Annotated in this window: 18 protein-coding genes; 10 read left to right on the plus strand and 8 right to left on the minus strand. The window is 67.2% G+C overall.

From position 1 onward, the window contains the following. Positions 1 to 371: 371 nt before the first annotated feature. Positions 372 to 2,678 (plus strand): SdrD B-like domain-containing protein, encoded by a 2,307-nt coding sequence (locus ACWEV3_RS19865; protein WP_452615298.1) that lies wholly within the window; start codon positions 372 to 374, stop codon positions 2,676 to 2,678. Positions 2,679 to 2,824: 146 nt separating this feature from the next. Here ACWEV3_RS19865 and ACWEV3_RS19870 read toward each other — a convergent pair whose 3' ends face one another. Then, the gene (locus ACWEV3_RS19870) at positions 2,825 to 3,403 is read right to left on the minus strand and encodes a DUF4232 domain-containing protein (protein ID WP_452615299.1); all 579 of its coding nucleotides are present in this window, start codon (positions 3,401 to 3,403) and stop codon (positions 2,825 to 2,827) included. A gap of 239 nt (positions 3,404 to 3,642) precedes the next feature. Between ACWEV3_RS19870 and ACWEV3_RS19875 the strand changes: the two genes are divergently transcribed. Then, positions 3,643 to 4,227, plus strand: a complete 585-nt coding sequence (locus ACWEV3_RS19875; RefSeq protein ID WP_452615300.1) for a hypothetical protein — start codon at positions 3,643 to 3,645, stop codon at positions 4,225 to 4,227. Positions 4,228 to 4,477: 250 nt separating this feature from the next. On the opposite strand, the gene ACWEV3_RS19880 is transcribed toward ACWEV3_RS19875, so the two are convergent. Further along, positions 4,478 to 4,630 carry a hypothetical protein gene (locus tag ACWEV3_RS19880; protein WP_452615301.1) on the minus strand — a complete coding sequence of 51 codons (153 nt, stop codon included), beginning with the start codon at positions 4,628 to 4,630 and terminating at the stop codon, positions 4,478 to 4,480. Positions 4,631 to 4,694: 64 nt separating this feature from the next. Between ACWEV3_RS19880 and ACWEV3_RS19885 the strand changes: the two genes are divergently transcribed. Then, on the plus strand, positions 4,695 to 4,859 hold the full coding sequence (locus tag ACWEV3_RS19885; RefSeq protein WP_452615302.1) for a hypothetical protein: 165 nt from the start codon (positions 4,695 to 4,697) through the stop codon (positions 4,857 to 4,859). A gap of 36 nt (positions 4,860 to 4,895) precedes the next feature. On the opposite strand, the gene ACWEV3_RS19890 is transcribed toward ACWEV3_RS19885, so the two are convergent. Beyond that, on the minus strand, positions 4,896 to 5,654 hold the full coding sequence (locus ACWEV3_RS19890; RefSeq protein WP_452615303.1) for a GntR family transcriptional regulator: 759 nt from the start codon (positions 5,652 to 5,654) through the stop codon (positions 4,896 to 4,898). Between the two features lie 77 nt (positions 5,655 to 5,731). On the opposite strand from ACWEV3_RS19890, the gene ACWEV3_RS19895 reads away from it, so the two are divergent. From ACWEV3_RS19895 to ACWEV3_RS19905, 3 genes are read left to right on the plus strand one after another with little or no spacing between them, the layout of a single operon-like run. Beyond that, positions 5,732 to 6,979 (plus strand): MFS transporter, encoded by a 1,248-nt coding sequence (locus tag ACWEV3_RS19895; protein WP_452615304.1) that lies wholly within the window; start codon positions 5,732 to 5,734, stop codon positions 6,977 to 6,979. After that, positions 6,979 to 8,604 carry an N-acyl-D-amino-acid deacylase family protein gene (locus ACWEV3_RS19900; RefSeq protein WP_452615305.1) on the plus strand — a complete coding sequence of 542 codons (1,626 nt, stop codon included), beginning with the start codon at positions 6,979 to 6,981 and terminating at the stop codon, positions 8,602 to 8,604. Before ACWEV3_RS19895 ends, ACWEV3_RS19900 begins: the two co-directional genes overlap by 1 nt. A gap of 40 nt (positions 8,605 to 8,644) precedes the next feature. Further along, positions 8,645 to 9,784: a mandelate racemase/muconate lactonizing enzyme family protein gene (locus ACWEV3_RS19905; protein WP_452615306.1), complete on the plus strand. Its 1,140-nt coding sequence runs from the start codon at positions 8,645 to 8,647 to the stop codon at positions 9,782 to 9,784. A gap of 347 nt (positions 9,785 to 10,131) precedes the next feature. Here the strand turns inward: ACWEV3_RS19905 and ACWEV3_RS19910 are convergent, their stop codons facing one another. Continuing rightward, a complete protein-coding gene (locus tag ACWEV3_RS19910; RefSeq protein ID WP_452615307.1) occupies positions 10,132 to 11,052 on the minus strand; it encodes a LysR family transcriptional regulator in 921 nt (306 codons plus the stop codon). Positions 11,053 to 11,169: 117 nt separating this feature from the next. Between ACWEV3_RS19910 and ACWEV3_RS19915 the strand changes: the two genes are divergently transcribed. Both ACWEV3_RS19915 and ACWEV3_RS19920 read left to right on the plus strand, forming a co-directional pair. After that, positions 11,170 to 12,498 (plus strand): MFS transporter, encoded by a 1,329-nt coding sequence (locus ACWEV3_RS19915; protein ID WP_452615308.1) that lies wholly within the window; start codon positions 11,170 to 11,172, stop codon positions 12,496 to 12,498. A 95-nt stretch (positions 12,499 to 12,593) separates the two neighbouring features. Beyond that, positions 12,594 to 14,210, plus strand: coding sequence for an amidohydrolase (locus ACWEV3_RS19920; RefSeq protein ID WP_452615309.1), 1,617 nt, complete (start codon positions 12,594 to 12,596; stop codon positions 14,208 to 14,210). Between the two features lie 271 nt (positions 14,211 to 14,481). On the opposite strand, the gene ACWEV3_RS19925 is transcribed toward ACWEV3_RS19920, so the two are convergent. Both ACWEV3_RS19925 and ACWEV3_RS19930 read right to left on the minus strand, forming a co-directional pair. After that, positions 14,482 to 14,976: a M23 family metallopeptidase gene (locus ACWEV3_RS19925; RefSeq protein WP_452615310.1), complete on the minus strand. Its 495-nt coding sequence runs from the start codon at positions 14,974 to 14,976 to the stop codon at positions 14,482 to 14,484. 215 nt (positions 14,977 to 15,191) lie between these two features. Continuing rightward, positions 15,192 to 15,692, minus strand: coding sequence for a M23 family metallopeptidase (locus tag ACWEV3_RS19930; protein WP_452615311.1), 501 nt, complete (start codon positions 15,690 to 15,692; stop codon positions 15,192 to 15,194). 397 nt (positions 15,693 to 16,089) lie between these two features. On the opposite strand from ACWEV3_RS19930, the gene ACWEV3_RS19935 reads away from it, so the two are divergent. Continuing rightward, complete coding sequence (locus ACWEV3_RS19935; RefSeq protein ID WP_452615312.1) at positions 16,090 to 16,557, plus strand: hypothetical protein; 468 nt, start codon at positions 16,090 to 16,092, stop codon at positions 16,555 to 16,557. Next, a complete protein-coding gene (locus ACWEV3_RS19940) occupies positions 16,557 to 17,453 on the plus strand; it encodes a TIGR01777 family oxidoreductase (RefSeq protein ID WP_452615431.1) in 897 nt (298 codons plus the stop codon). The genes ACWEV3_RS19935 and ACWEV3_RS19940 overlap by 1 nt, the downstream gene beginning before the upstream one ends. Before the next feature lie 102 nt (positions 17,454 to 17,555). Here the strand turns inward: ACWEV3_RS19940 and ACWEV3_RS19945 are convergent, their stop codons facing one another. After that, on the minus strand, positions 17,556 to 18,392 hold the full coding sequence (locus ACWEV3_RS19945; protein WP_452615313.1) for an MBL fold metallo-hydrolase: 837 nt from the start codon (positions 18,390 to 18,392) through the stop codon (positions 17,556 to 17,558). 37 nt (positions 18,393 to 18,429) lie between these two features. Continuing rightward, positions 18,430 to 19,764: an MFS transporter gene (locus ACWEV3_RS19950; protein ID WP_452615314.1), complete on the minus strand. Its 1,335-nt coding sequence runs from the start codon at positions 19,762 to 19,764 to the stop codon at positions 18,430 to 18,432. Positions 19,765 to 19,978: the final 214 nt, after the last annotated feature.

Consider the following 19,978-nt stretch of genomic DNA (forward strand, 5'->3'; position numbering starts at 1 on the left):
GCACGCGGCGCGACGCTAACAGGTCCGCTGATGCGTCGCTAGATCACCTATCTTGGCAGTCGCACGGCTTTCTGGTTATATATAGCAGTTCGGGATGATCTCTCGGGGTAGATCGGCTGTCACCTGGGCTACGAAGCGGTTGTTGGTTGTTCAGCCCGAAGAGGGCTTGTTCATCATGACAAGGGGCAGCGATAGCTATGAGCCGAGCCGGTAGAGGATCGTGCCGGACAGCCGGAAAGCGGCTGGTGCGGTTGGGCTTGAGCATTCTGTTGTTAGGCAGCGCGACAGGTTCGATGGTGGGGGCGGCCGGGGCTTCGGCAATTGACGGCACGCTAACGGTTCAGGTTCTGCGAGATTTCTTCGGCACAGGCGTGATCAACACGGCAATGGACGTGCCGCAGCAGGGGATGAAGGTTGATGTTGCCGACCCGGCCGGCCATCGCGTCTCCGGCACCACGGATTCCACCGGAAAAGTCGTGGTGTCGCCGTCGACCGTGCTGACCGGCGGCCAGTACCGCGTCGATGTCACCATCCCCGCGCCGTACAGCGACTACCTGCAGGCGGCACCGGCCTCGACGGCGCCGAACCACTTCGACAGCTTCACCACGTTCGTCGACGTGTCAGCCGGCAAGAACGCCTCGGTGATCACCGGGGTCTGGGACGCGGCCGACTACGCACTGCCGGATTCGCGGTACTTCGTGCCGATCCAGAATGGCGCTGGTGGCGCGGACACCCGGTCTTTGGTGGCGTTCGGGACGAACCGCCGTGGCACGTGTCCCAGCGAGGTGGCGTGCCCGACCACGCTCACCACGCAATCCCAGGTGGGCACGACGTTCGGGCTGGCCTACGACAGGTACCGGGAGCGGCTGTTCCAGAGCGAGTTCGCCCGGCGGCACGCCCCGTACGGGCCGGATGGTGGTGGTGCGATCTACACCGTGCCGGCCGAAGGTGGGGGCGCGCCAACCTTGTTCGCGAAGGTGCCGGGCGCCGTGGTGACGCCGCACGACACCGCCAACATGAACAAGGACGCCGGGTTCACCAACGCGCCGGGTAAAGAGAGCATCGGCAGCCTGGCCCTGTCGGAGGACGGGTCGACCCTGTACGCGGTGAACCTGCTGACCCGGACCCTGGTGAGCTTCAATGCGACCGGGGCCACCGCATCGGTCCCCGAAGCGGTGGTGCCGATTCCGGACCCGGGCTGCGCGGCGCCCACCGACTGGCGGCCGTTCGGTCTTGAAACGCACAACAACACGCTCTACGTCGGTGGCGTGTGTTCCGCGGAGAGCACGCAGAACCGGGCGGACCTGAAGGCTGTTGTCTACACCTACGACGGCAAGCGATTCACCACGGTGCTGACCCAGCCGCTTGCTGCCGAGCGGGGTGCCGTCTTCGCCGGTAGCCCGAGCGCGGGACAGAACAACCACTGGAACCCGTGGAACACCAACCTGTTGACCTGGGACGAATTCCGCCTGGGCGGCGCCTTCATCAATCCGCAGCCGGAGTTGGCCAGCCTCGCCTTCGCCCGGGACGGTTCGATGATCCTGGGTTTCCGCGACCGGTTCATGGACGTTCTCAGCGCGAGGGGCCTGGACCCTCGGCCGGGCAACAACACCCCGGAACTCGGCATGTCCGGTGGTGACATCAACATGGCCTGCGCCAATCCCGCCGGTGGATACTCGTGGGAAGGCACCGGAAACTGCCCCAACCACGCGAAAACCGCCACCGACGGCGGACAGGGCGATGGTGTCGTCGAATACTTCCCGGGTGAATTCTTTTCCGGCGGGCACCAGGAAACCGCGCTGGGCTCGGTGGCCTACATCCCACAGCAGCAATGGGTCATCAGCACGGAGTTCGACCCGACCGTCAACATCGAAACCAGCGGAACCGGCTACCACAACATCAGGACCGGCGAGGGGCCCGGCAACAACCCGGCCGCCAACGCCTACGAGTTCGTCGGTCGGGCGGAGAACGGATTCGGCAAGGCCGGTGGGCTCGGCGATATCGCGTATGCGGCGGCGAATGCGCCGATCCAGATCGGCAACCTGGTGTGGTTCGACGGCGAACACAACGGGATCCAGGACCCCGGACAGGTGCCGCTGCCGGGTGCGACGATCAACCTGTTGGACGCCAGCGGCAAGCAGGTCGCCACGACCGAGACCGATGCCGCCGGCGAGTACTACTTCGGTGGGGTCGGCGCCGCCTACGAGCTCACGCCGGGCGCGAAGTACACGGTGCAGTTCGACGTGTGCACCGCGAACACCAGCAAGGTGCCAAGCCAGCCGCCGGCAACCGAGCTGCGGTTCACGCTCCCATTGGTCGGTGAGGACCGGGCACATGACTCCAATGTGATCCCGCCGACCACCGGGCAGCTGTGCAACGGATACGCACCTGTCACGGCGCCCGCCAACCCAGGAGGGGTCGATCACACGATCGACGCCGCCGTGTACATCCCACAGGAACCGCCGACGCCTACACCGCCGACGCCGCCGACGTCTACACCGCCGGCCTCCGCGCCTCCGGTGCCTACCACGCCGCCCTCATCCAACACGCGGACGGACTCGCTGGCCGACACCGGTATTTCCGGCCTGCCAGAGATGATCTTCCTCGGTGTGGTGCTCCTCGGTGCGGGCGCGGCATTCATGTTCATGAGCCGGAAGCGTCGCGCCAAGCGACGCTGAAAACGGGTGGCCTGCTCGCCTGCGCTCCGCCATTGGTGCGGGCGGGCAGACCACACCTGGTTGAGCTCTGTCCGGCTCGGCCTTCGAACGGTGCACCCGGTGGACTCGCCGGTTCCGAGGAAGCGCCGCTCCGCGGGCTTCGCGGGTCAGTCCTCCTGCCAGCTGCTGATCGTGGCCTCGCCGCCGCACAGGTCGAAGACTCCGTCGTTGGGCTCAACGGTCTTCGGCTCGCCGTTGTTCATCTTCAGGCTCACGGCCCAGACCCGGTTGCAGGCCGGCCCGTCAGGACCGCCCTGGTCGGCCGGCCACTCGACGTCCGCAGCGGCCGACTGGCCGGGCTTGAGGATGACCGGGCCACCCGTGCCCGGCTGGCCGTGGTTGATCTGGAGACCGTCGGACGGGGTCCCCTCCCGGTCCATGAACGTGATGTCCGGGAAGTCGTCGGTCAGGGTGCAGCTGGCCTCGCCGGCGTTCGTGACCTTCAGGTGGGCGTTCACGTGGCCGGTCGAAGAGAGCTCGAAAGACGGTGTCATGTCGTCGATTTCGCAGGGCCCCTGATCGTCAGGGCTTTCGCCGCCCTGCGAGTTCGTGCCCGCGGAGGTGCCACCCTGCGCACTGTCCAGGTGCGGGGCCGGCGGCGTCTGCTGGGCCGAGCCGCATGCGCTGAGAGAAAGTGCGAGGGCCGCGGCGGCGGTCAGGGTGGTCCCGATGGTGCGCAGGTTCATGTCACTGTCCTTAAAAGATCTGGTCTGCAACCTTTTTCAAGGACAGAGACGTGCGACCCCGCGGGTGGTTGCTTCCAACGAGTGTGACCGCAGACATACAGGACAGCAGAGTCCGTGTCCCGGACTGTCCCGGACGGCCGGAGATCTTGAAACGACGCTGATCAGACAGTTGCCTTGGTGACGCCGGCGAGAACCGACCGACCTGCGCAACCGCAGGCCCGCAAACGCCGAATCTCGGTGTGGTCGCGCCAGAACGTCGAGCCGGCAATCCACTCACGACCATGAACAGGAGCAATCCGATGCGAGCCAGTCACCAGGACGACGAGATCTCCACCGAGCCGAAAACCTGGACAAGGCGCATTGCCGCGCCACTCATCGCCGCTGCTGCCGCACTGGCAGCCGCCGGACTCACCGCAGCACCCGCCAACGCCGATGCGCACGGTGTCGAACCGATCCCCGCCTTCACGATCGATGCCGGCAAAGAGGGCACCGGCCTGTCCTTCCCGGTGCCGGTTCCCTCCGGATACCTCGCACACAGCGTGGTGGGCGACGGGAACAAGATCTCCAAGGAGTTCGCGGCCTACTCGATCGCCACCGGAGCCGGCGGACTGCGCGGCCAGATCTGCAACTGGCGGATCGACTTCGAATACAAGGCCAAGGGAAAGAAGTACAAGACCATCAAGGGCAGGACGAACTCCAGCTGTGACCTGATCGGGAGTTCGGTCGTCGTGTCACCGGGCAAGGTCAAATACGGCGAGGCGTGCGCTGTCCTGTACGTCGAGGGGAAGCGACGCGGCGCGCAATGCCACCACATCACCAAGTGAGCCGAGAAGGTGGACGAACCTGCTGGCCGGTGCAGGTCACGTAGGTGGTGGAAAGCGGCTTCGTCGCTCGCCTGACGCCAACAGGCGATCTGCGCGAGCGGTAATCCCGAAGCCAGGAGCGCCCGCTGACCCCTTCGCGCGCCAGATCCCGTGAGTGCTTTTGGGCGTTGTCACGCGCGGAAGCACTCACGGGACGCACGGTGTTACGAGCCCGAGCGCTGCACCGGTCTGCTCGGCGCCACCCGGAGAATCATCTCGCGGGCAGGGCGATTTCGTCGATGCTGCTGTACTTCTGCTGGCCCAGCACGTAGGTCGCGCGGACCGTTCGCTCGTCACCGAGGGCCATGAGCGCGAACAGGCGCTCCTGGAAGTCCGCGAAGATCTCGGTCCGCCGCTTCGGCACCGACGTGGCCGCCCAGTCCAGGACGACGAAGTCGGCTTCCTGTCGTCCATCGAGATCAGGATGCGTGTCGGTACTCGTTCAGGATGCCGCCCAGGCGCGCGTGTGCAGCGAGGCGGTCACCGCCGCGCTCGGCGAGGGCAACGTCGACCAGGCCGAGGCGATCTTTGCCGAGCCGGCGCAGTGCCTCGCCCGGCGGAGGCGATCATCTCGGATTCTTGGCAGACTCTGATGGCCGTCGCAGCGGCACGCCGCTGACGTCGTGCCGTCAGTCGTCGAGGTAGGTGCCGATGTGCTCGGTGATCTCGGCCTCGGCGCGTTGCGGGTCGCCGGAGCTGAGGGCGTCGAGGAGTGCGCGATGCTGTTCGACCACGGCGTGCGGGCTGTCATGGTGTGGGGCGTCGCGGAGGAAGTATGCCCGCACCCGAGGCTGGATCGTGCGCCAGATCTGCAGCGACTGCGTGTGCCGCATGGCCGCGATCACGGTCTCGTGGAACGCGACATCGAGGTCCGCGAGACGTCGCGCGTCGAGCGGGTGAGCCGCTGATTCCATTTGCTGGACGATCACCTCGAGCGCAGCGCGGAGCTCCTCGTTCCCCGCCTTCGCCGCATCGCGGAACGCGACTTTCTCGATGACGAGGCGGATCGGCACGAGAATATCGGAGATCTCAGTCTGGGGGATTTCTGCGACGACGGCACCGCGATAGGAGTGCGAGACGACGAGGCCCTCTTGTTCGAGGACCATGATCGCTTCGCGGACCGGTCCGCGGCTGATGCCGTAGTTCGCTGAGATGTCGCGCTCGACGAGCCTTTCGCCGGCGGCGAGTTCACCCGAGGCGATGCGTTCGCGCAGGTTGCGCAGGACCCAGTCGCGCCTCGACTCGGGTGGCGAAGCAGGCAGTGCGGACATCGTGCAGGACTCCTTGGTTGGGCGTCCCAGCCTAGCAGATGGCCGATGGTTGACCATCTGCCATTTGCGGCCTACTGTCAGCGTCTCGTCAGGAAGTCCCGTGGAGAGGCTGGGCAATGAAGCTAGGGACATCAGCACGGCAGAGGCGCACGGACACCGGCCATCGAGTACCGGGCAAGGTCACGACCGCGGCGGTGCTGGGAACGGTGCTCGAGTGGTACGACTTTGCGATCTACGGCGCGATGGCCGCTGTCATCGGACGCCTTTTCTTCCCGACGGACGATCCGACGGTCTCGCTGCTGGTAGCCCTCGCCTCGTATGCGGTGGGATTCGTGTGCCGCCCCCTCGGCGCGATCTTCCTGGGTCGTCTCGGCGACCGTGCCGGCCGTCGGAGCATGCTCGCTCTGACGATGGTGATCGTCGGCGTCTCGAGCCTGCTCATCGGTCTGCTCCCGACGTACGCCTCGGTCGGTTTGCTCGCCCCGGCGCTGCTCGTGGCGTTGCGGATGATCCAGGGTCTGGCGGTGGGCGCCGAGTGGACCGGCGGGGCGACGTATCTCCTCGAGCACGCGCGCACTGGTCGGCGTGGGTTGTTCTCAGGCATAGTGCAGGCATCGACGGTTACCGGATTCCTGCTTGGGACGGGCATTGCCACCGTCATCGTCCGAGTCATACCTGAGCAGGCAGTCGACGCGTGGGGGTGGCGCGTCCCGTTCCTCGTCGGCGGCGTCGTCGCGGTGATCGGGCTGTTCGTCCGCCTCCAGCTCGACGAGTCCCCGGCCTACCGAGAGCTCGGCGAAGACCTGCGCTCGCATCAGCAGAGCACGAACGATGTCCCTGCCGCCGACGACGAGTGGCGAACACCAACGCGCCGCAACTGGCTGCTCGTGCTCGGCATCGTCTTCGGCGTGACCCTCTACGGGTACACGGCGACCAGTTTCCCGGCGTTCCTGGCCGGCGTCGACACCCTTCCCCTGGCGGATGCCCTGACGACCAACGTCGTAGCTCTGCTGATCGAAGTGCCGCTGATCATCGCCGCGGGTGCCCTGTCCGACCGTGTCGGGCGCAAGAAGCTGATGGTGGGCGCCATGGCGCTCTTCGCGCTCGGCACCTACCCGGTCTTCGCGCTCGTCGCCAGCGGCACCATCGCCGGTGCCTTCCTCGGCCAGGTCGTCTTCGTCGTCTTGTTCGCCACGGTCTCGGGCCCGATGGCAGCGATGTTCATCGAGTTGTTCCCCACTCGGGTCCGTTCGACCGCGTTCTCCAGCTCGTACAACATCGGCGTGGCGGTCTTCGGTGGCACTGCGCCCTTCGTGAACACGTTCCTCGCGAAATCGACAGGTGTCGACGTCGCCCCAGCGTTCTACCTCACCTTCGGGGCGCTGATCTCGCTCGCCTTCCTCAGCCGCGTGCGAGACCGTCACGATCAGGAGCTCCGCTGATGCCCGCGGTCGTCGCTCCCGTCGTCGACCTCGTCCTGCTCGGCGGGAAGCTCGTCGACGGCACGGGCGCACCCGCACGGGTGGCCGACGTCGCTGTCAAGGACGGGCGAGTAGTCGCCGTCGAGAGCGGTCTGCGCGCCGAGGCGGGGCAATGCATCGATGTCACGGGGTTGACCGTTGCCCCCGGCTTCATCGACCCGCACAGTCACAGCGACTGGTCGGTCCTCGGCAACCGCGATGCCCAGAGCACCATCCGCCAGGGCGTGACGACCGAGGTCGTCGGCAACTGCGGCGTCACGTACGCACCCGTCGCTCCGGCTGGCGTCGACGCGGCCCGCAACGCGCTGAGCGCGTACGGGTACGACGGAGAGGTCACGTGGCGCCGCTTCACAGATCTGCTCGACGTCGTGCATCGTCACGACGGGGGAACATCTCAGAACTTGGCGTGGTTCGTCGGGCACACGGCTCTGCGCGATGCAGCCGCGGTACGCGGTACCGGCGCCGACGCCGGCGGCGTCACGCGGATGGTCCGACACCTTGAGGAGGCGATGGACGCGGGGGCGCTCGGAATGTCGAGCGGCCTGGAGTACGGCTCCGGGCGTGATGCGACCACCGATGAGCTCACCGGCGTCGCCACAGCGCTCTCCCGGTACGACGGCATCTACGCCAGCCACATCCGCAACCGCGACGCCCACCTCCTCGACGCCGTGGATGAGTTCCTCGCCGTCGCACGGCGCGACAACCTTCGTGCGCAGCTGTCGCATCTCAATGTTCGCCACGACACCGGCGCGTCGCCGGATGCCTGGCAGGAGGCCGTCGGCCGACTCGCCGCCGAGCGGAAGGCGGGGATGGACGTGCTTGCCGACATGACTCCCTACCCGCACGGCATCGGCCTCGCCACCGGCTTGCTGCCGGGATGGATTCTCGCCGACGGTCCTGCCCAGACCGCACGGCTACTGGATGACGCCGAGGTTCGGGGTCGGCTGCGCGGCGACTGCGACCGGTACTGGCGGTTCGTGCACAAAGGACAGTGGGACCGCGTCGTCCTCGCGACCAGTCCGGCGACACCGGAACTGGAGGGCTTGTCCTTCCCGCAGATCGCCGGGCGCCGGGGACAGGACTGTTGGGACGCGTTCTTCGATGTCCTCCAGGCAGCCGGGGCGGACATGCACGCCGTGCAGCTGATGGGTCGATTGTTCACCCCCGAGCACGTCGCCGAGGCGATCGCCCATCCGCTGTTCTGCCTCGGCGTCGACGGGTTCACCAGCCGCACCGACGGACCTCTCGCCGAACGCACGCGCCACCCGCTCTTCTTCACCGGGCACACCCATTACATCGCGCACCACGTCCTGCGGGCCGGCACCCTCACCCTCGAGGAGGCACTGCGGAAGATGACCTCGATGGTCGCCGACCGCTTCGCACTGCACGGGCGTGGGCGCGTCCAAGTGGGAGCACACGCCGATCTCGCCGTGCTCGATCTCAAAGTCCTCGCAGCCCAGGACACGTTCGCGTTCACCGGGCGCTACGCGGCTGGGGTACCCCACGTGATCGTCAACGGCCGGCTCGTCGTCCACGACGGACAGCACCTCGGCACCCGTGCAGGGCAGTACCTGCCGCGAAGCTGACCACACATCAGAACACCACTACACCGCGAAAAGGGAAACAGTGAAGATCATCGACGTCAGGGTCACCGGACTGCGCGGCGCGACGCCTGAAGGAGGCTGGCAAGAGGAGCTGACGCAGGACGATGTGGTGCACACCCTCGTCACCGTCCACGCCGAGGACGGATTGGTCGGCATCGGCAGCGTCTTCACCAGCGAGAACTTGGTGCGGGGCGCGCTTGAGGTGCTGCGTCCCCTGATCATTGGTTCCAACGCGCTGGAGCCTGAGCGCACCAGTGAGCGGCTGCACCGCAGCACGTTCTGGATGGGGCGTGGTGGATCGATCACACACGCCATCAGTGGCATCGACACCGCGCTGTGGGACATCCTGGGCAAGGTCACCGGCCAACCGGTTGGCCGTCTCCTCGGCGGCCGCTATCGCGAGCGTGTCCGCCCGTACGCCTCCCTGCTCATGGACCAGCCCGAACCGCTGCGCGACCACCTGCTCCAACTGCGGAACGCCGGCTGGACGGCGTTCAAGATCGGCTGGGGGCCGTTCGGCCGCACCGATGAGCGCCTCGACGAGCGCATCGTCGCGGCCGCACGCGACGCCATCGGGCCCGACGCGATGCTCATGGTCGACGCCGGCGCCAGCGACAGCGCCTGGGCCCAGGGATACAAGTGGGCACTGCGCACCGCACACATGCTGCGCGACTACGACGTCGCCTGGTTCGAGGAACCCCTGCCTCCGGACGCGCTCGACGACTACGCACACCTGCGCCGCCTCGCCCTCGTCGCGATCTCCGGCGGAGAAGTGCTGACTCGCCGGCAGTCGTTCCACCCGTGGATCGAGGCCGGCGCGCTCGACATCGTCCAGCCCGACGTCACCAAGGTCGGCGGCACCAGCGAGCTGCGGCGCATCGGGTGGGCGGCCCACGATCACGGTGTCAAGCTCATCCCTCACGGCTGGAACACCGCCGTCGGCCTCGCGACCGATCTCCAGCTCGCGTCCGCGCTGCCCGACACGGACCTCGTCGAGTACGTCACCGGATCGCCGTACATCGACGACCTCACCGCTCGGCCCTGGCAACTCGACGACGACGGCATGCTCGCCATCCCTGACGAACCCGGCCTCGGCATCGACCTCGACCCCGGCAAGCTCGCCCAGTACACCGACGCCGCCCACCTGCTGGGCGCAGCATGACGCACCCGGTCCGCACATCAGGCAGGAGAGCACGAATCGACCTGGTTCTGGTGGACATCACTGATTAGCTGAGTACTCCAGCACGAAGCTCTCCGCTCTTGGACCAGGCCGACCACGGCCGACCTGGCCTGCCCGCAGGCGCCCCGGCCAGGGAAGTGCCAGCGGGCGCCGGTCCAGGGAGCGCGTTGTACTGCGCTGAACGGTAGTGAGTTGCACCGTTCATCCTGCGGTTTCTCGTTTTTCGCGAGTCACTGTCTCCTGTGGACGGAATTCGGGTGGTGCGGAATCGTCCGCAGGGCGGCGGGCACGCCGCGGGAAGGTCTCGCGGTAAGGGCAACCTCGGGCCGTTACTCCGAGCGGTCGCCCGGTGCGTTCTCGAAGAGACGGATGCGCGCGAGCACTTCTCGGTGGAAGCGGGAGACCGAGTCGACGAGCGCAGCTACCTGTGTGCCGGCCCAGTGGGTCCTGTCCCAGCCGGCGTACAGGGTCACGGAGAGCAGGCTCTCGCCTACCCGGATGGCGACCGGGGTGAGTCCGAAAATCGCTTTGTCGGTGAGCACGGCGATCCCGTGGCCCGAGGCTGCCAAGGCACGGGCCACGACGGTCGTCGAGACCACTCGCGGCTCGTTGTAGACCAGACCCTCGCGTGCGGCAGCCGCGTCGAGCGCCAGTCGACCCGCGTTGACGGGATGCATCAGGATCAGTTGCTCATGGACGAGCTCGGTCAGCTCGACTTCGCCGATTCGCGCCAGCGGGTGGGTTGGTGGCACCAGTGCGAGCACGGGGGCGTGACCCACGACGCGTGATTCCATCGATCCGGGTGGCGGGATGGGCGCGACGCCGAGATCGGCATCTCCGCGCGCAACGACGTCGTACACGCTGCGCGCGTCGCGTTCGAGGATGTCGCGAATTGACGAGGCGGCGCCTCGGTCGGCGAGGTATGGCGCCAGAAAGTCGGCGATCGTGGTCGGGGGTGCGGCGACGGTCAACGGCACGTCATGCCCTTGGGTCATGGCCTTGACCGCGCCCAGCGTGCGGTCGGCCCGGGCCACCAGGTCACGGGCGAGGGGCAGGAAGCGCTCCCCGGCGGCGGTGAGCTTTCGCGGCCCCGGCGTGCGTGAGAAGAGTTCCACTCCCAGGCTGCGTTCGAGGTTGCGCAGTTGGCGGGAGAGCGAGGGCTGTGCGATTCGGACATCGCGCGCGGCCGCCGTGATCGAGCCTTGGTCGACCACTGCCAGGAAGTACCGCAGAACTCTGATCTCCACCATGCCTCCGAGGTATGGGCAGCGATGCTAACGGGCATTAGACGGCTATGCCACATGCGCCCAGAATCAGATCCCGTTCCGGTCACCGAGCCTCAACGCTCTCGTCGTCGAGGAGACGGCATGTCCAGTTCTTCTGATCTCCGCGCAGCCCGCCGGGCGGGCCTCGGATCGTTCATCGGCACCGCGATCGAGTGGTACGACTTCTTCATCTTCGGAACCGCTGCGGCGCTCGTCTTCGGGGAGGTCTTCTTCCCCACGGCGTCACCGGTAGCCGGTCTGCTCGCATCCTTCGCGACCTTCTGGACGGGTTTCCTGGCCCGGCCGCTGGGAGGCGTGGTCTTCGGTCATCTCGGCGATCGGATCGGCCGCAAGAAGACGCTCGTCACCACGCTGGTCCTCATGGGCGTCTCCAGTACCGCCATTGGTCTGGTGCCCAGCTATGCCTCGATCGGGATGGCTGCCCCGGCCCTCCTCATCCTGCTCCGATTGGTGCAGGGCCTGGCGCTCGGCGGTGAATGGGGAGGAGCTGTGCTGATCGCGGCTGAGCACGCGCCACCGAGCCGTCGAATCCTCTTCGGCGCCTTCGCCCAGCAGGGCTCGCCGGCGGGTGGCCTGCTGGCGACCCTGGTCTTCCTGGGCGTGAGCCGGCTGTCGGCCGAGGACTTCGCCGCCTGGGGGTGGCGTGTTCCGTTCCTCGTGTCTGCGGTCCTGCTGGTGGTGGGCCTGGTGATCAGGCTGACCGTGGCCGAGTCGCCGGAGTTCTTGGCGGCCAAGCGACGCGGCGAGATCGTCAAGGCGCCGGCGGCAGAAGTGCTGCGGACGGCCCCGGCCGCAGTCCTGTTGGGAATCGGGGCATCGGCTATCGGGATCGGCGCAGCGTACTTCCTGAACGCGTTCCTGATCGCTTGGACCACGACCGAGCTCGGCGTGACCCGGGAGACGATCCTGTCGGCCCTGCTGGTGGGCACCGTCATCCAGTTCTGCGCGCAACCGGTGGCAGCGCTGATCGCGCACCGCGTCGGCGCCACGCGGTTCATGATCGTGGCCCTGGTGGCGAGCGCCCTCCTCATCCCGGTCTTCTACCTGCTCGTCAGCACGGGTGACGGGAGCAAGATCGTCATCGGCATAGTCGTCATCAACATCGTCGCGCCGGCCTACTTCGCCGTCCTCGCCGGCTTCCTCACGCACGCGTTCCCCGCCAGGATCCGGTACACCGGAATCTCGTTGGCCTACCAGCTTTCCGCAACGGTGATCGGCGGCTCGGTCCCGCTCATCGCGCAGTCCCTGCTCTCCAGCGGTGGGATCGGCCTGGTCGTCGCCTACCACGTCGGGCTGATCGTCTTGACCTTGGTGTGCGTGGCCGCGTTGGGCCGCAGGACAGCGAAGTCCCAAGGCGTTGCGGATCTGCCGGACAACTCGGACCTTCGCGCCAGCGATGCGCCCGCATGAGACTCGGTGCGACACCCCCTGCGCGCCAGTAGACGTGAACATGCCGGCAGGCGCGGTCCCAGCGTCCTCAGCACCGAAAACCTGGAAGGAATCGCATGCATCCGTCAGCCGAGCCGCGCATCTTCCGTGCGCGTCGGGTCATCACGCCGTCCTCCCCATCCGCTGACGCGGTCGCGGTGCTCGGGGACAGAATCGTTGCGGTGGGCGATGCGGACGACCTTCGGCGGTCGCTGCCTCTCGCGCGGCTCGTGGACCTGGGCGACGCAGTTGTCACCCCTGGCTTCAACGACGCGCACGTGCACCTGTCGATGGCCGCCGACAGCGAGCTCCAGGTCGACGTGTCCTCCGCGGAGGTGTCCTCCCTCGCGGAGCTGACCGCGAAGGTCGGGGCCGCTGCAAGGCGCGACCCGGTGGACGGCTGGGTCCAAGCCTTCGGCTACGACGATGCGCGGATGGCCGAGGGGCGCCGACTTACCCGTTGGGACCTGGACGAGGTCACCGGTGATGTCCCGGCGATCGTGCTGCACGTCGCCTGTCACTGGGGTGTGGTCAACTCGGCAGCGCTGGCCGCAGGCGGCATCACCGATGAGTCGCTACCTCCGAGTGGTGGCGAGTACGGCCGCGACGCGACCGGGCGGCTCGACGGCGTCCTCTACGAACGTGCGTTGAACGAATTCGCCTACGGTCACGTCGATGCGGCGGGCGGTCCAGTCGTACCGCAGTCCCGGTTCGACGACCGCGTAGAGGCGCTTGGACGCGTGGTGCGCCGCTGGCACGCGGCCGGCGTGACATCGGTGTGCGACGCACTCGTGGGGCCAGACGACATCCGCCTCTTCGCCGCGGCGCGGGAGCAGGGGCTGCTGACGATGAGGGTCGGGTTCCTCCTGGCCGCGGAGCACTACGACACCTTGCGCCGGCTCGGCCTTCGTTCGGGCTTCGGGGACGCCGGGCTTCGTTTCGTCGGTGTCAAGACCTTCGCCGATGGCGCGGTCGGCGGCCGGACGTGCCTGCTCGACGAGCCGCACCACGGCACTGGCGATCACGGCATCCAGGTGCTCACGCGGGAGGAACTCGCCGACATCGTCCGGGCGGTGCACGGCGATGGCAACCGGGTCTGCGTCCACGCCAATGGGGACAGGGCGATCCGGCTCGTGCTCGACGAACTCGAACGCGCCCACCGGGAAATGCCGAAACCTGGTCTGCGGCACCGCATCGAGCACTGCAGCCTGGTGGACGACGACATCCTCGGCCGGATCCGAGCCCTGTCCGCGATCGCTGTGCCGTTCGGCAACTACGTTCACCAGCATGGCGCGCACTTGATCGATTGGTACGGCGAGGCCCGGGTGGAGCGGATGTTCGCCCACCGCTCCTTCCTGGACGCCGGCATCACCGTCGCCGGTTCGTCCGACTATCCGTGCGGTCCGGTGGAACCCCTCCTGGCGGTGCAGAGCATGGTCACGCGGACCGGCTGGGATGGGGCGGTCGTCGGTGCGGGGCAGCGGGTATCTCCGGCCGAGGCGTTGTCGGTCTACACAACTGGATCAGCGGCCAGCACCGGTGAGGAAGGGCTGAAGGGCTCACTGGTCGTCGGTCAGCTCGCCGATTTCGCGGTGCTCGAAGACGACCCGCTCGAGGTGCCCCACGACCAGATCTCGAAGATCGCAGTCCGGGCCACCTACGTCGGTGGTGCGGAGGTCTACGCGCGCGAATGAAGATCGATCGCCGGCCGGATCATCGGACGTCACGATCGCCCGGGTCGAACCGGATGACCGCATTCTCGACCAGGAAGGGCAATTCCACGCATCCGGTCCGAAGAGGACAGTGCCGCTCGACGAGCCTGCGCCGGCCTTCCGCTTGACTCCTCCACGCGGCAGACGGGGGTTGACCTCGTTCGAGATCAACCCCCGCCGTTGCGTGCTCGTTCAGTTCAGATCCTGTTGGGCCGCAAGGAGGTGCAACAGGATCGCGTCCGCGTTCAGCCGGTCAGGATCGGGCGTTCACGCTCACCGGCGACGTGCCGGTGCCGGGCGTCTGCCCCTGCACCATGGCGGGAATGCCTACGCGGGTGTTGCAGTCGATCACCTGGAAGTGCAGGTGTGGATCAGTCGACGCTCCAGTGCTCCCCGACAAGCCGATGACCCGCCCCTGCGGAACCTGGTCGCCGGTGTTGTAGATCGCCTTGTTGAGGTGCGCGTAGTGGGTGCACTGGCCGTTCGGGTGCTGGATGATGACCTCGATGCCGTTCTGCCAGTACGGCGACCAGTCCGACGCGAGGATGGTCCCGCCCTGGGCGGCTGACACCTCGTAGTTGGCGGGAAGACCGAAGTCCCAGGCGTACTCGTTGTACGGGCCGACGTGCGAGAAGGTGCCCTCCGGCCCCTGGGTCACCACGTACGACTCACCAGCGGGATACGGCAGTGCGTAGCCGTCCGCGGCCGAAGCCGGCGTCGCACTCCCCAACATGAACGTTGCGCCCATGAACACCGGCGCGACAGCGCCGACAATTCTCCTGAATGAATTCTTCCGGTTCACCACGTCGTTACCTTTCGAAAAGAACGGACTGCACGAACAAGCCGGCCGCGATGACGAATTGCTCCGGGGTCGCAGGAGGGAACAGGGACTCCAGTTCCGCTTCGGAGCTGCTGATCGTCGTCGGCAGCGGCATGCGCCTGGCGGCGCACTGGGGATGTGGATCAGGCGGGCAAGCCCAAAGAGGACCACACCACGAACGGGTCCACATCGTCGCAGGGGCCGATGGGCGAGGCGCCCCAGTTGCCGTGCGCTGCGCGGTAATGGACGTGCGAGAAGGTGAGTCCGTCCGCCGTCGTCCCGACCTGCGCCCACACATCACCTTCTTCGAAGGTGCGGCCAACCGGCAGCTGGGAACCGTCCAGCAGGTGGCCCATGGTCATCGTCATGTCGATCGACGGGAAGTAGACCTGGATCCAGCGGTGATATCCGCCGGTGTCATAACCGGTGCCTACGACCTGGCCCGATCCCCAAGCGTGGATGTTGGTTCCGGTGGGGGCTGAGATGTCGAGGCCCTTGTGGCGCTGATCGCCATTGCAGCCGAACTGGTAACCGGGAACGTAGAGGTCGTACGCGGCTTCGGTTGCGCCGTTCGGCACGCCCCACCAGGTGTTGTCGGGCAGTCCGGTCGCCTGCGCAGAGGCGACGGTCGCGGTGGTCGTCATGTTCGGGGCGGCGGCGGCGAGGCCGACTCCTGCGAAGGTACCGATTGCAAGAGTCGAGGCGATCGCGGCCGCCCTGAGTAAATTGTTCACGAACGGGACAATATGGCGGTCAATAATCTACTGCAACAAGCTATTAAGTGATCCCGATCACATTTCATTGCCAATAGGTAACGCGGCTGAACTCAGTTCCTTGGCAATAATCCCAGATTAAACATTTTGGACTCGTCGGCTGGATGCGACGCAGGCTCGGTTCGGCCGACGGAACGTGGCGCAAAACCGAAACCGGACTCGTACCGCCTACCCGGGCCGAAGAACGCTCCGCCTGATGCGGCGGGTCCGTGACCACTTCGGTGGTCAACCGGCTACGCGAGATCGGCCGAATGATTAGTCTTCGGGAATGTCCACCTCCGTGGGAGCGTTAGCCGCGATCCTCGTTCTGGTTCATCTGACCCTCGCCGCTGTGTGGCTGGGATCGATGGTGTACAGCCTGGTGGTGGTTCAGCCGCGGGTGGCGCGGTTCTTTCCCGACGAACATCGACGTGAGGATTTCCTGCTCGAGTTGGCGAGCGGGAACCGGTGGCCGGTGGCGGGCATGATCTGCACCCTCTTGCTGACCGCCTCCGCCCTTGCCGCTCTCGTGCCGCAGCGGGTGGTCGCCTACGGCGCCGTCGCCGTGCTGTACGCGGCTGCCGGTGCGGTGTTCTGCAACGTTTCGTGGCGGCATTGGCCTGCACGGGTCTTCGCCTCCGCCAACGAGTTGGCGGGGTTTCGCCAGCGGCTGCGGTGGCAGGCGTGGATCATGTTGGGGCTGGTCAGCACCGCGTTCGTCGTCGCGTTGGCCGCTAGCGCGGGGATGGTGGCGTGATGCTCGTGGTCATGGCGGGAGCCGGCGGGTTGATCGGTACGGCACTGCGCCGATCACTGGAAAGCGATGGCCACACGGTCCGAAGGCTCGTGCGGCGGCAGCCGGCGTCACCGGATGAAGTGCGGTGGGACCCGGTTGCCGAGCCCAGGCCGGCGTGGGTCGCGGGAGCCGAGGTCATCGTCAATCTGGCCGGTGCGCCGCTGGGTGGGCAGCGCTGGACGCGAGGGTACAAGTCCCTGCTGCTGCGCAGCCGGATCGATAGTGCTCGCACGCTTGCGGTCGCGGCAGCGGCGGCGCATCGACCACCTCGGGTGATGCTCTCGGCTTCCGGCATTCGGTTTTACGGCGTCGACCGTGGTGACGAGGTGCTGGGCGAATCCGCGAGTGGTGTGGCGGACGGTTTCCTCCCCGCGGTCACACGCGCCTGGGAGGAGGCGACCAGCCCGGCGAGTGCTGCGGGAATCGCCGTATGCCACTTGCGACTCGGCCTGGTGGTCTCCCGTTGCGGCGGATTCCTGCCCAGGCTGCTGCCCATGTTCCGAGCGGGGCTGGGGGCCACCTTGGGCAGCGGGAGCGAGTTCTGGAGCTGCGCATCACTCGCCGACGCGGTCCGCGCGACCCGGTTTCTCATGGACCGTCCAGGAGTCGAAGGGCCTTACAACATCGCCGTGCCCAACCCGATCCGAAGCCGGGCATTCACCCACGCGTTGGCGAGCGCGATCGGGAAGCAAGCGTTGCTGCGTGTGCCTACCGGATTGCTTCGGGTAGCCATGGGTCAGGTGGCTCCCGAGGTCATGGGCAGCTTGCGGGTCGTCCCTACCCGCCTGACCGAAGCGGGTTTCGAGAGCCGGCACCCGGACATCGCCTCCGTCTTGGATGACGCGTTGCACCACTGACGCATCCTGGCGCCGCCTGGCGATGCCGCTGCCGCATCGGCGCCAACGCGACCAATGCCCCGAAGGTTGGCAGGAGCCCGAAACCGCGTCGGCTGTGGCGCTCTACTCGACGGGAATCCGCATCAGGTCCCGGGCGACGATGATCTCGCCGTCGAAGTGGTGGCTCGCCTGCCTGATCCATTCGTCCTCGTCGAGGTCGTACGGGATGAGGTGCCAGAGGACGAGGGTGCGCACACCCGCCTGCTTCGCGATCTTCCCCGCGCTTTCGGCATCGGTGTGCGCGCGGGCGAAGTGCCGCTGCAGCTCGGCGACCCCGGCGTTCGTGCCCGCGAGCAGCCGGTCGAGGTGGTTCGGCGAGTACACCTCGTGCACGAGGACGTCGGCGCCCCTGGCGAGTTCGGCGACCTGCTCGGAGGCAGCGGTGTCGCCGGACACGACCACCGAGGAGTCGTCGGCGTCGACCCGGTAGGCGAAGGCGGGCATCGGCGGATGCAGCGCCGTGCCGGCGGTGATGGTCATCGCCGGCGTGGTGATGACGACCCCGGGTTCCGCCACTTCGCGGGTGCGCAACAGTCCGGCGAGCTTCGGCCTGCCGAGCAGCTCGCGATGCTCGATGTCGGGCCTGCCAGCCTCCAGGAGCAGTTCGACCATTCGCGCCAGCGGCGGCGGTCCGCACACGTCGACGGGGCTGACCAGGCCCGCGGTCCACGCGAGGTGGAGCAGGGCCCCGAGATCCGCGTTGTGATCGACGTGGTGGTGCGTCACGAGCACGGATCGAAGGTTCCGCAGGCGGAGGCCCGCCGCCACCAGCTGCCGCGCGACGCCGTTTCCGCAGTCGATCACGTGGATGTCGTCGCCGCGCACGATCGCCGTCGCGGGAGCGGATCGTTCGCGATTCGGCTGCGGTCCGCCGGAGCTGCCCAGGATGACGAGTTCCATCTTCCCTCTTTCCAAAACGGTTGTTCGACGACGTGGTTCAGCGCACCTCGGTCGGAGCGCTCGCTTCGCGGACGGGTGCGGCATTCCGGCGCGGAATCGCGCTCGACGCCACGAGGCTCAGCACGGAGATCGCCAGGAGGTAGGCCGTCACCGGCCACGACGATCGCGTCGTCGTGAACAGCGCGGAGGCCACCAACGGCGTGATGCCGCCGCCGAGCAGCGAACCGATCTGATAGCTGATCGATGCACCGGAATATCTGACTTCCACGGGGAAGAACCCCGCGGTCAACGTGCCGATGGGTGCGTTGGTCACGGACAGGACGAGCCCCATCGACACCATGAACAGCAGGATGACCGGCTCGTTCCCGGTGTCGACGATGGGGAAGAAGGCCAGGCACCAGACGAGGCGGACGACCGATCCGTGCACGAACACGGCCCGCAGGCCGAACCTGTCACCGAGGCGCGCCCAGAACGGCACGGACACCAGCCACGCAGCCGAGCCGAGGATCACGCACCCGAGCACGAACGGCCGGCTCAGGTTCTGCGCAGTCGTGCCGTACGACAGCACGTAGACCATGAAGATGTACGCAGCGGTGCTGTTGCCGACGATGACGAGGGTCGCGTGGACGAGCGGCTTCCAGTGCCGGGAGAAGACGACCGCTGCCGGTGCTCGGTCGACCTGCTTGCGCTGCGCGGTCCGCACGTACTCCGGACTCTCCTGGACGTGCACGCGGAGGTAGAGACCGACGGCCACGAGCGCGATGCTGATCAGGAAGACGATGCGCCATCCCCATTGGACGAATTCCTCCTTCCCGACGACTGCGAGGCAGCCGAGGAACGCACCGTTGGCGAGGATGAGCCCGGCCGGGGTGCTCAGTTGCGGGAACGAGCCGTAGAAACCCTTCCTGTCCTCGGGAGCGTGTTCGAGCGTGAGCACGATGGCTCCGCCCCATTCGCCGCCGAGACCGATCCCCTGGACCAGTCGCAGGAGCACCAGGAGGACCGGAGCCCAGATGCCGACGTCGGCGTAGGTGGGCAGCGCTCCGACCATCGTGGTGGCCAGGCCCATGAGCAGCAGGGACACGATCAGCGTGTTGCGCCTGCCGGCGCGGTCTCCGAAGTGGCCGAAGATCACGCCACCCAACGGGCGGGCCAGGAATCCCGCGGTGAGCGTGCCGAACGCGGCGATGGTGCCCACTGCGGGATCCAGCTCGGGGAAGAACTGGCTGTCGAACACGAGCGCGGCCGCGGTGCCGTAGAGGAAGAAGTCGTACCACTCGATGGTGCTGCCGATCGCCGATGCCCAGGCGACCTTCCGTGCTGAGCCGTTCCGCGATGTCGAGCGGCCGGGATCTGTTGTTGCCGAACACATCTCCAGGAACCTCCGTGGTGACGAGCCGGGATCAGGGAGCGTCGCCGGGTCGCGTCGAGGATGTGCCGAGGATCCGGCGGAAGCGAATGCCCATCTCGTCCGGGGCCATGTGGTGGATGCATAGCTGCAGGTCGCGGCGATGTCGTCGGAGCGCCCGTGGCTGCGGTGGCGGCTTGACCCCCGGGTATGCGGACTGGGTATGGCTCGCGCGGAA

Source organism: Saccharopolyspora sp. NPDC003752, assembly GCF_053605825.1.

What these genes read in the sequence shown, in the direction of transcription:
- ACWEV3_RS19920 (WP_452615309.1), top strand. Translation starts at nt 12,594, where the DNA reads ATGCATCCGTCAGCCGAGCCGCGCATCTTCCGTGCGCGTCGGGTCATC.
- ACWEV3_RS19945 (WP_452615313.1), bottom strand. Translation starts at nt 18,392, where the DNA reads ATGGAACTCGTCATCCTGGGCAGCTCCGGCGGACCGCAGCCGAATCGC.
- ACWEV3_RS19935 (WP_452615312.1), top strand. Translation starts at nt 16,090, where the DNA reads ATGTCCACCTCCGTGGGAGCGTTAGCCGCGATCCTCGTTCTGGTTCAT.
- ACWEV3_RS19940 (WP_452615431.1), top strand. Translation starts at nt 16,557, where the DNA reads ATGCTCGTGGTCATGGCGGGAGCCGGCGGGTTGATCGGTACGGCACTG.
- ACWEV3_RS19950 (WP_452615314.1), bottom strand. Translation starts at nt 19,764, where the DNA reads ATGTGTTCGGCAACAACAGATCCCGGCCGCTCGACATCGCGGAACGGC.
- ACWEV3_RS19925 (WP_452615310.1), bottom strand. Translation starts at nt 14,976, where the DNA reads ATGGGCGCAACGTTCATGTTGGGGAGTGCGACGCCGGCTTCGGCCGCG.
- ACWEV3_RS19915 (WP_452615308.1), top strand. Translation starts at nt 11,170, where the DNA reads ATGTCCAGTTCTTCTGATCTCCGCGCAGCCCGCCGGGCGGGCCTCGGA.
- ACWEV3_RS19900 (WP_452615305.1), top strand. Translation starts at nt 6,979, where the DNA reads ATGCCCGCGGTCGTCGCTCCCGTCGTCGACCTCGTCCTGCTCGGCGGG.
- ACWEV3_RS19870 (WP_452615299.1), bottom strand. Translation starts at nt 3,403, where the DNA reads ATGAACCTGCGCACCATCGGGACCACCCTGACCGCCGCCGCGGCCCTC.
- ACWEV3_RS19930 (WP_452615311.1), bottom strand. Translation starts at nt 15,692, where the DNA reads ATGACGACCACCGCGACCGTCGCCTCTGCGCAGGCGACCGGACTGCCC.
- ACWEV3_RS19910 (WP_452615307.1), bottom strand. Translation starts at nt 11,052, where the DNA reads ATGGTGGAGATCAGAGTTCTGCGGTACTTCCTGGCAGTGGTCGACCAA.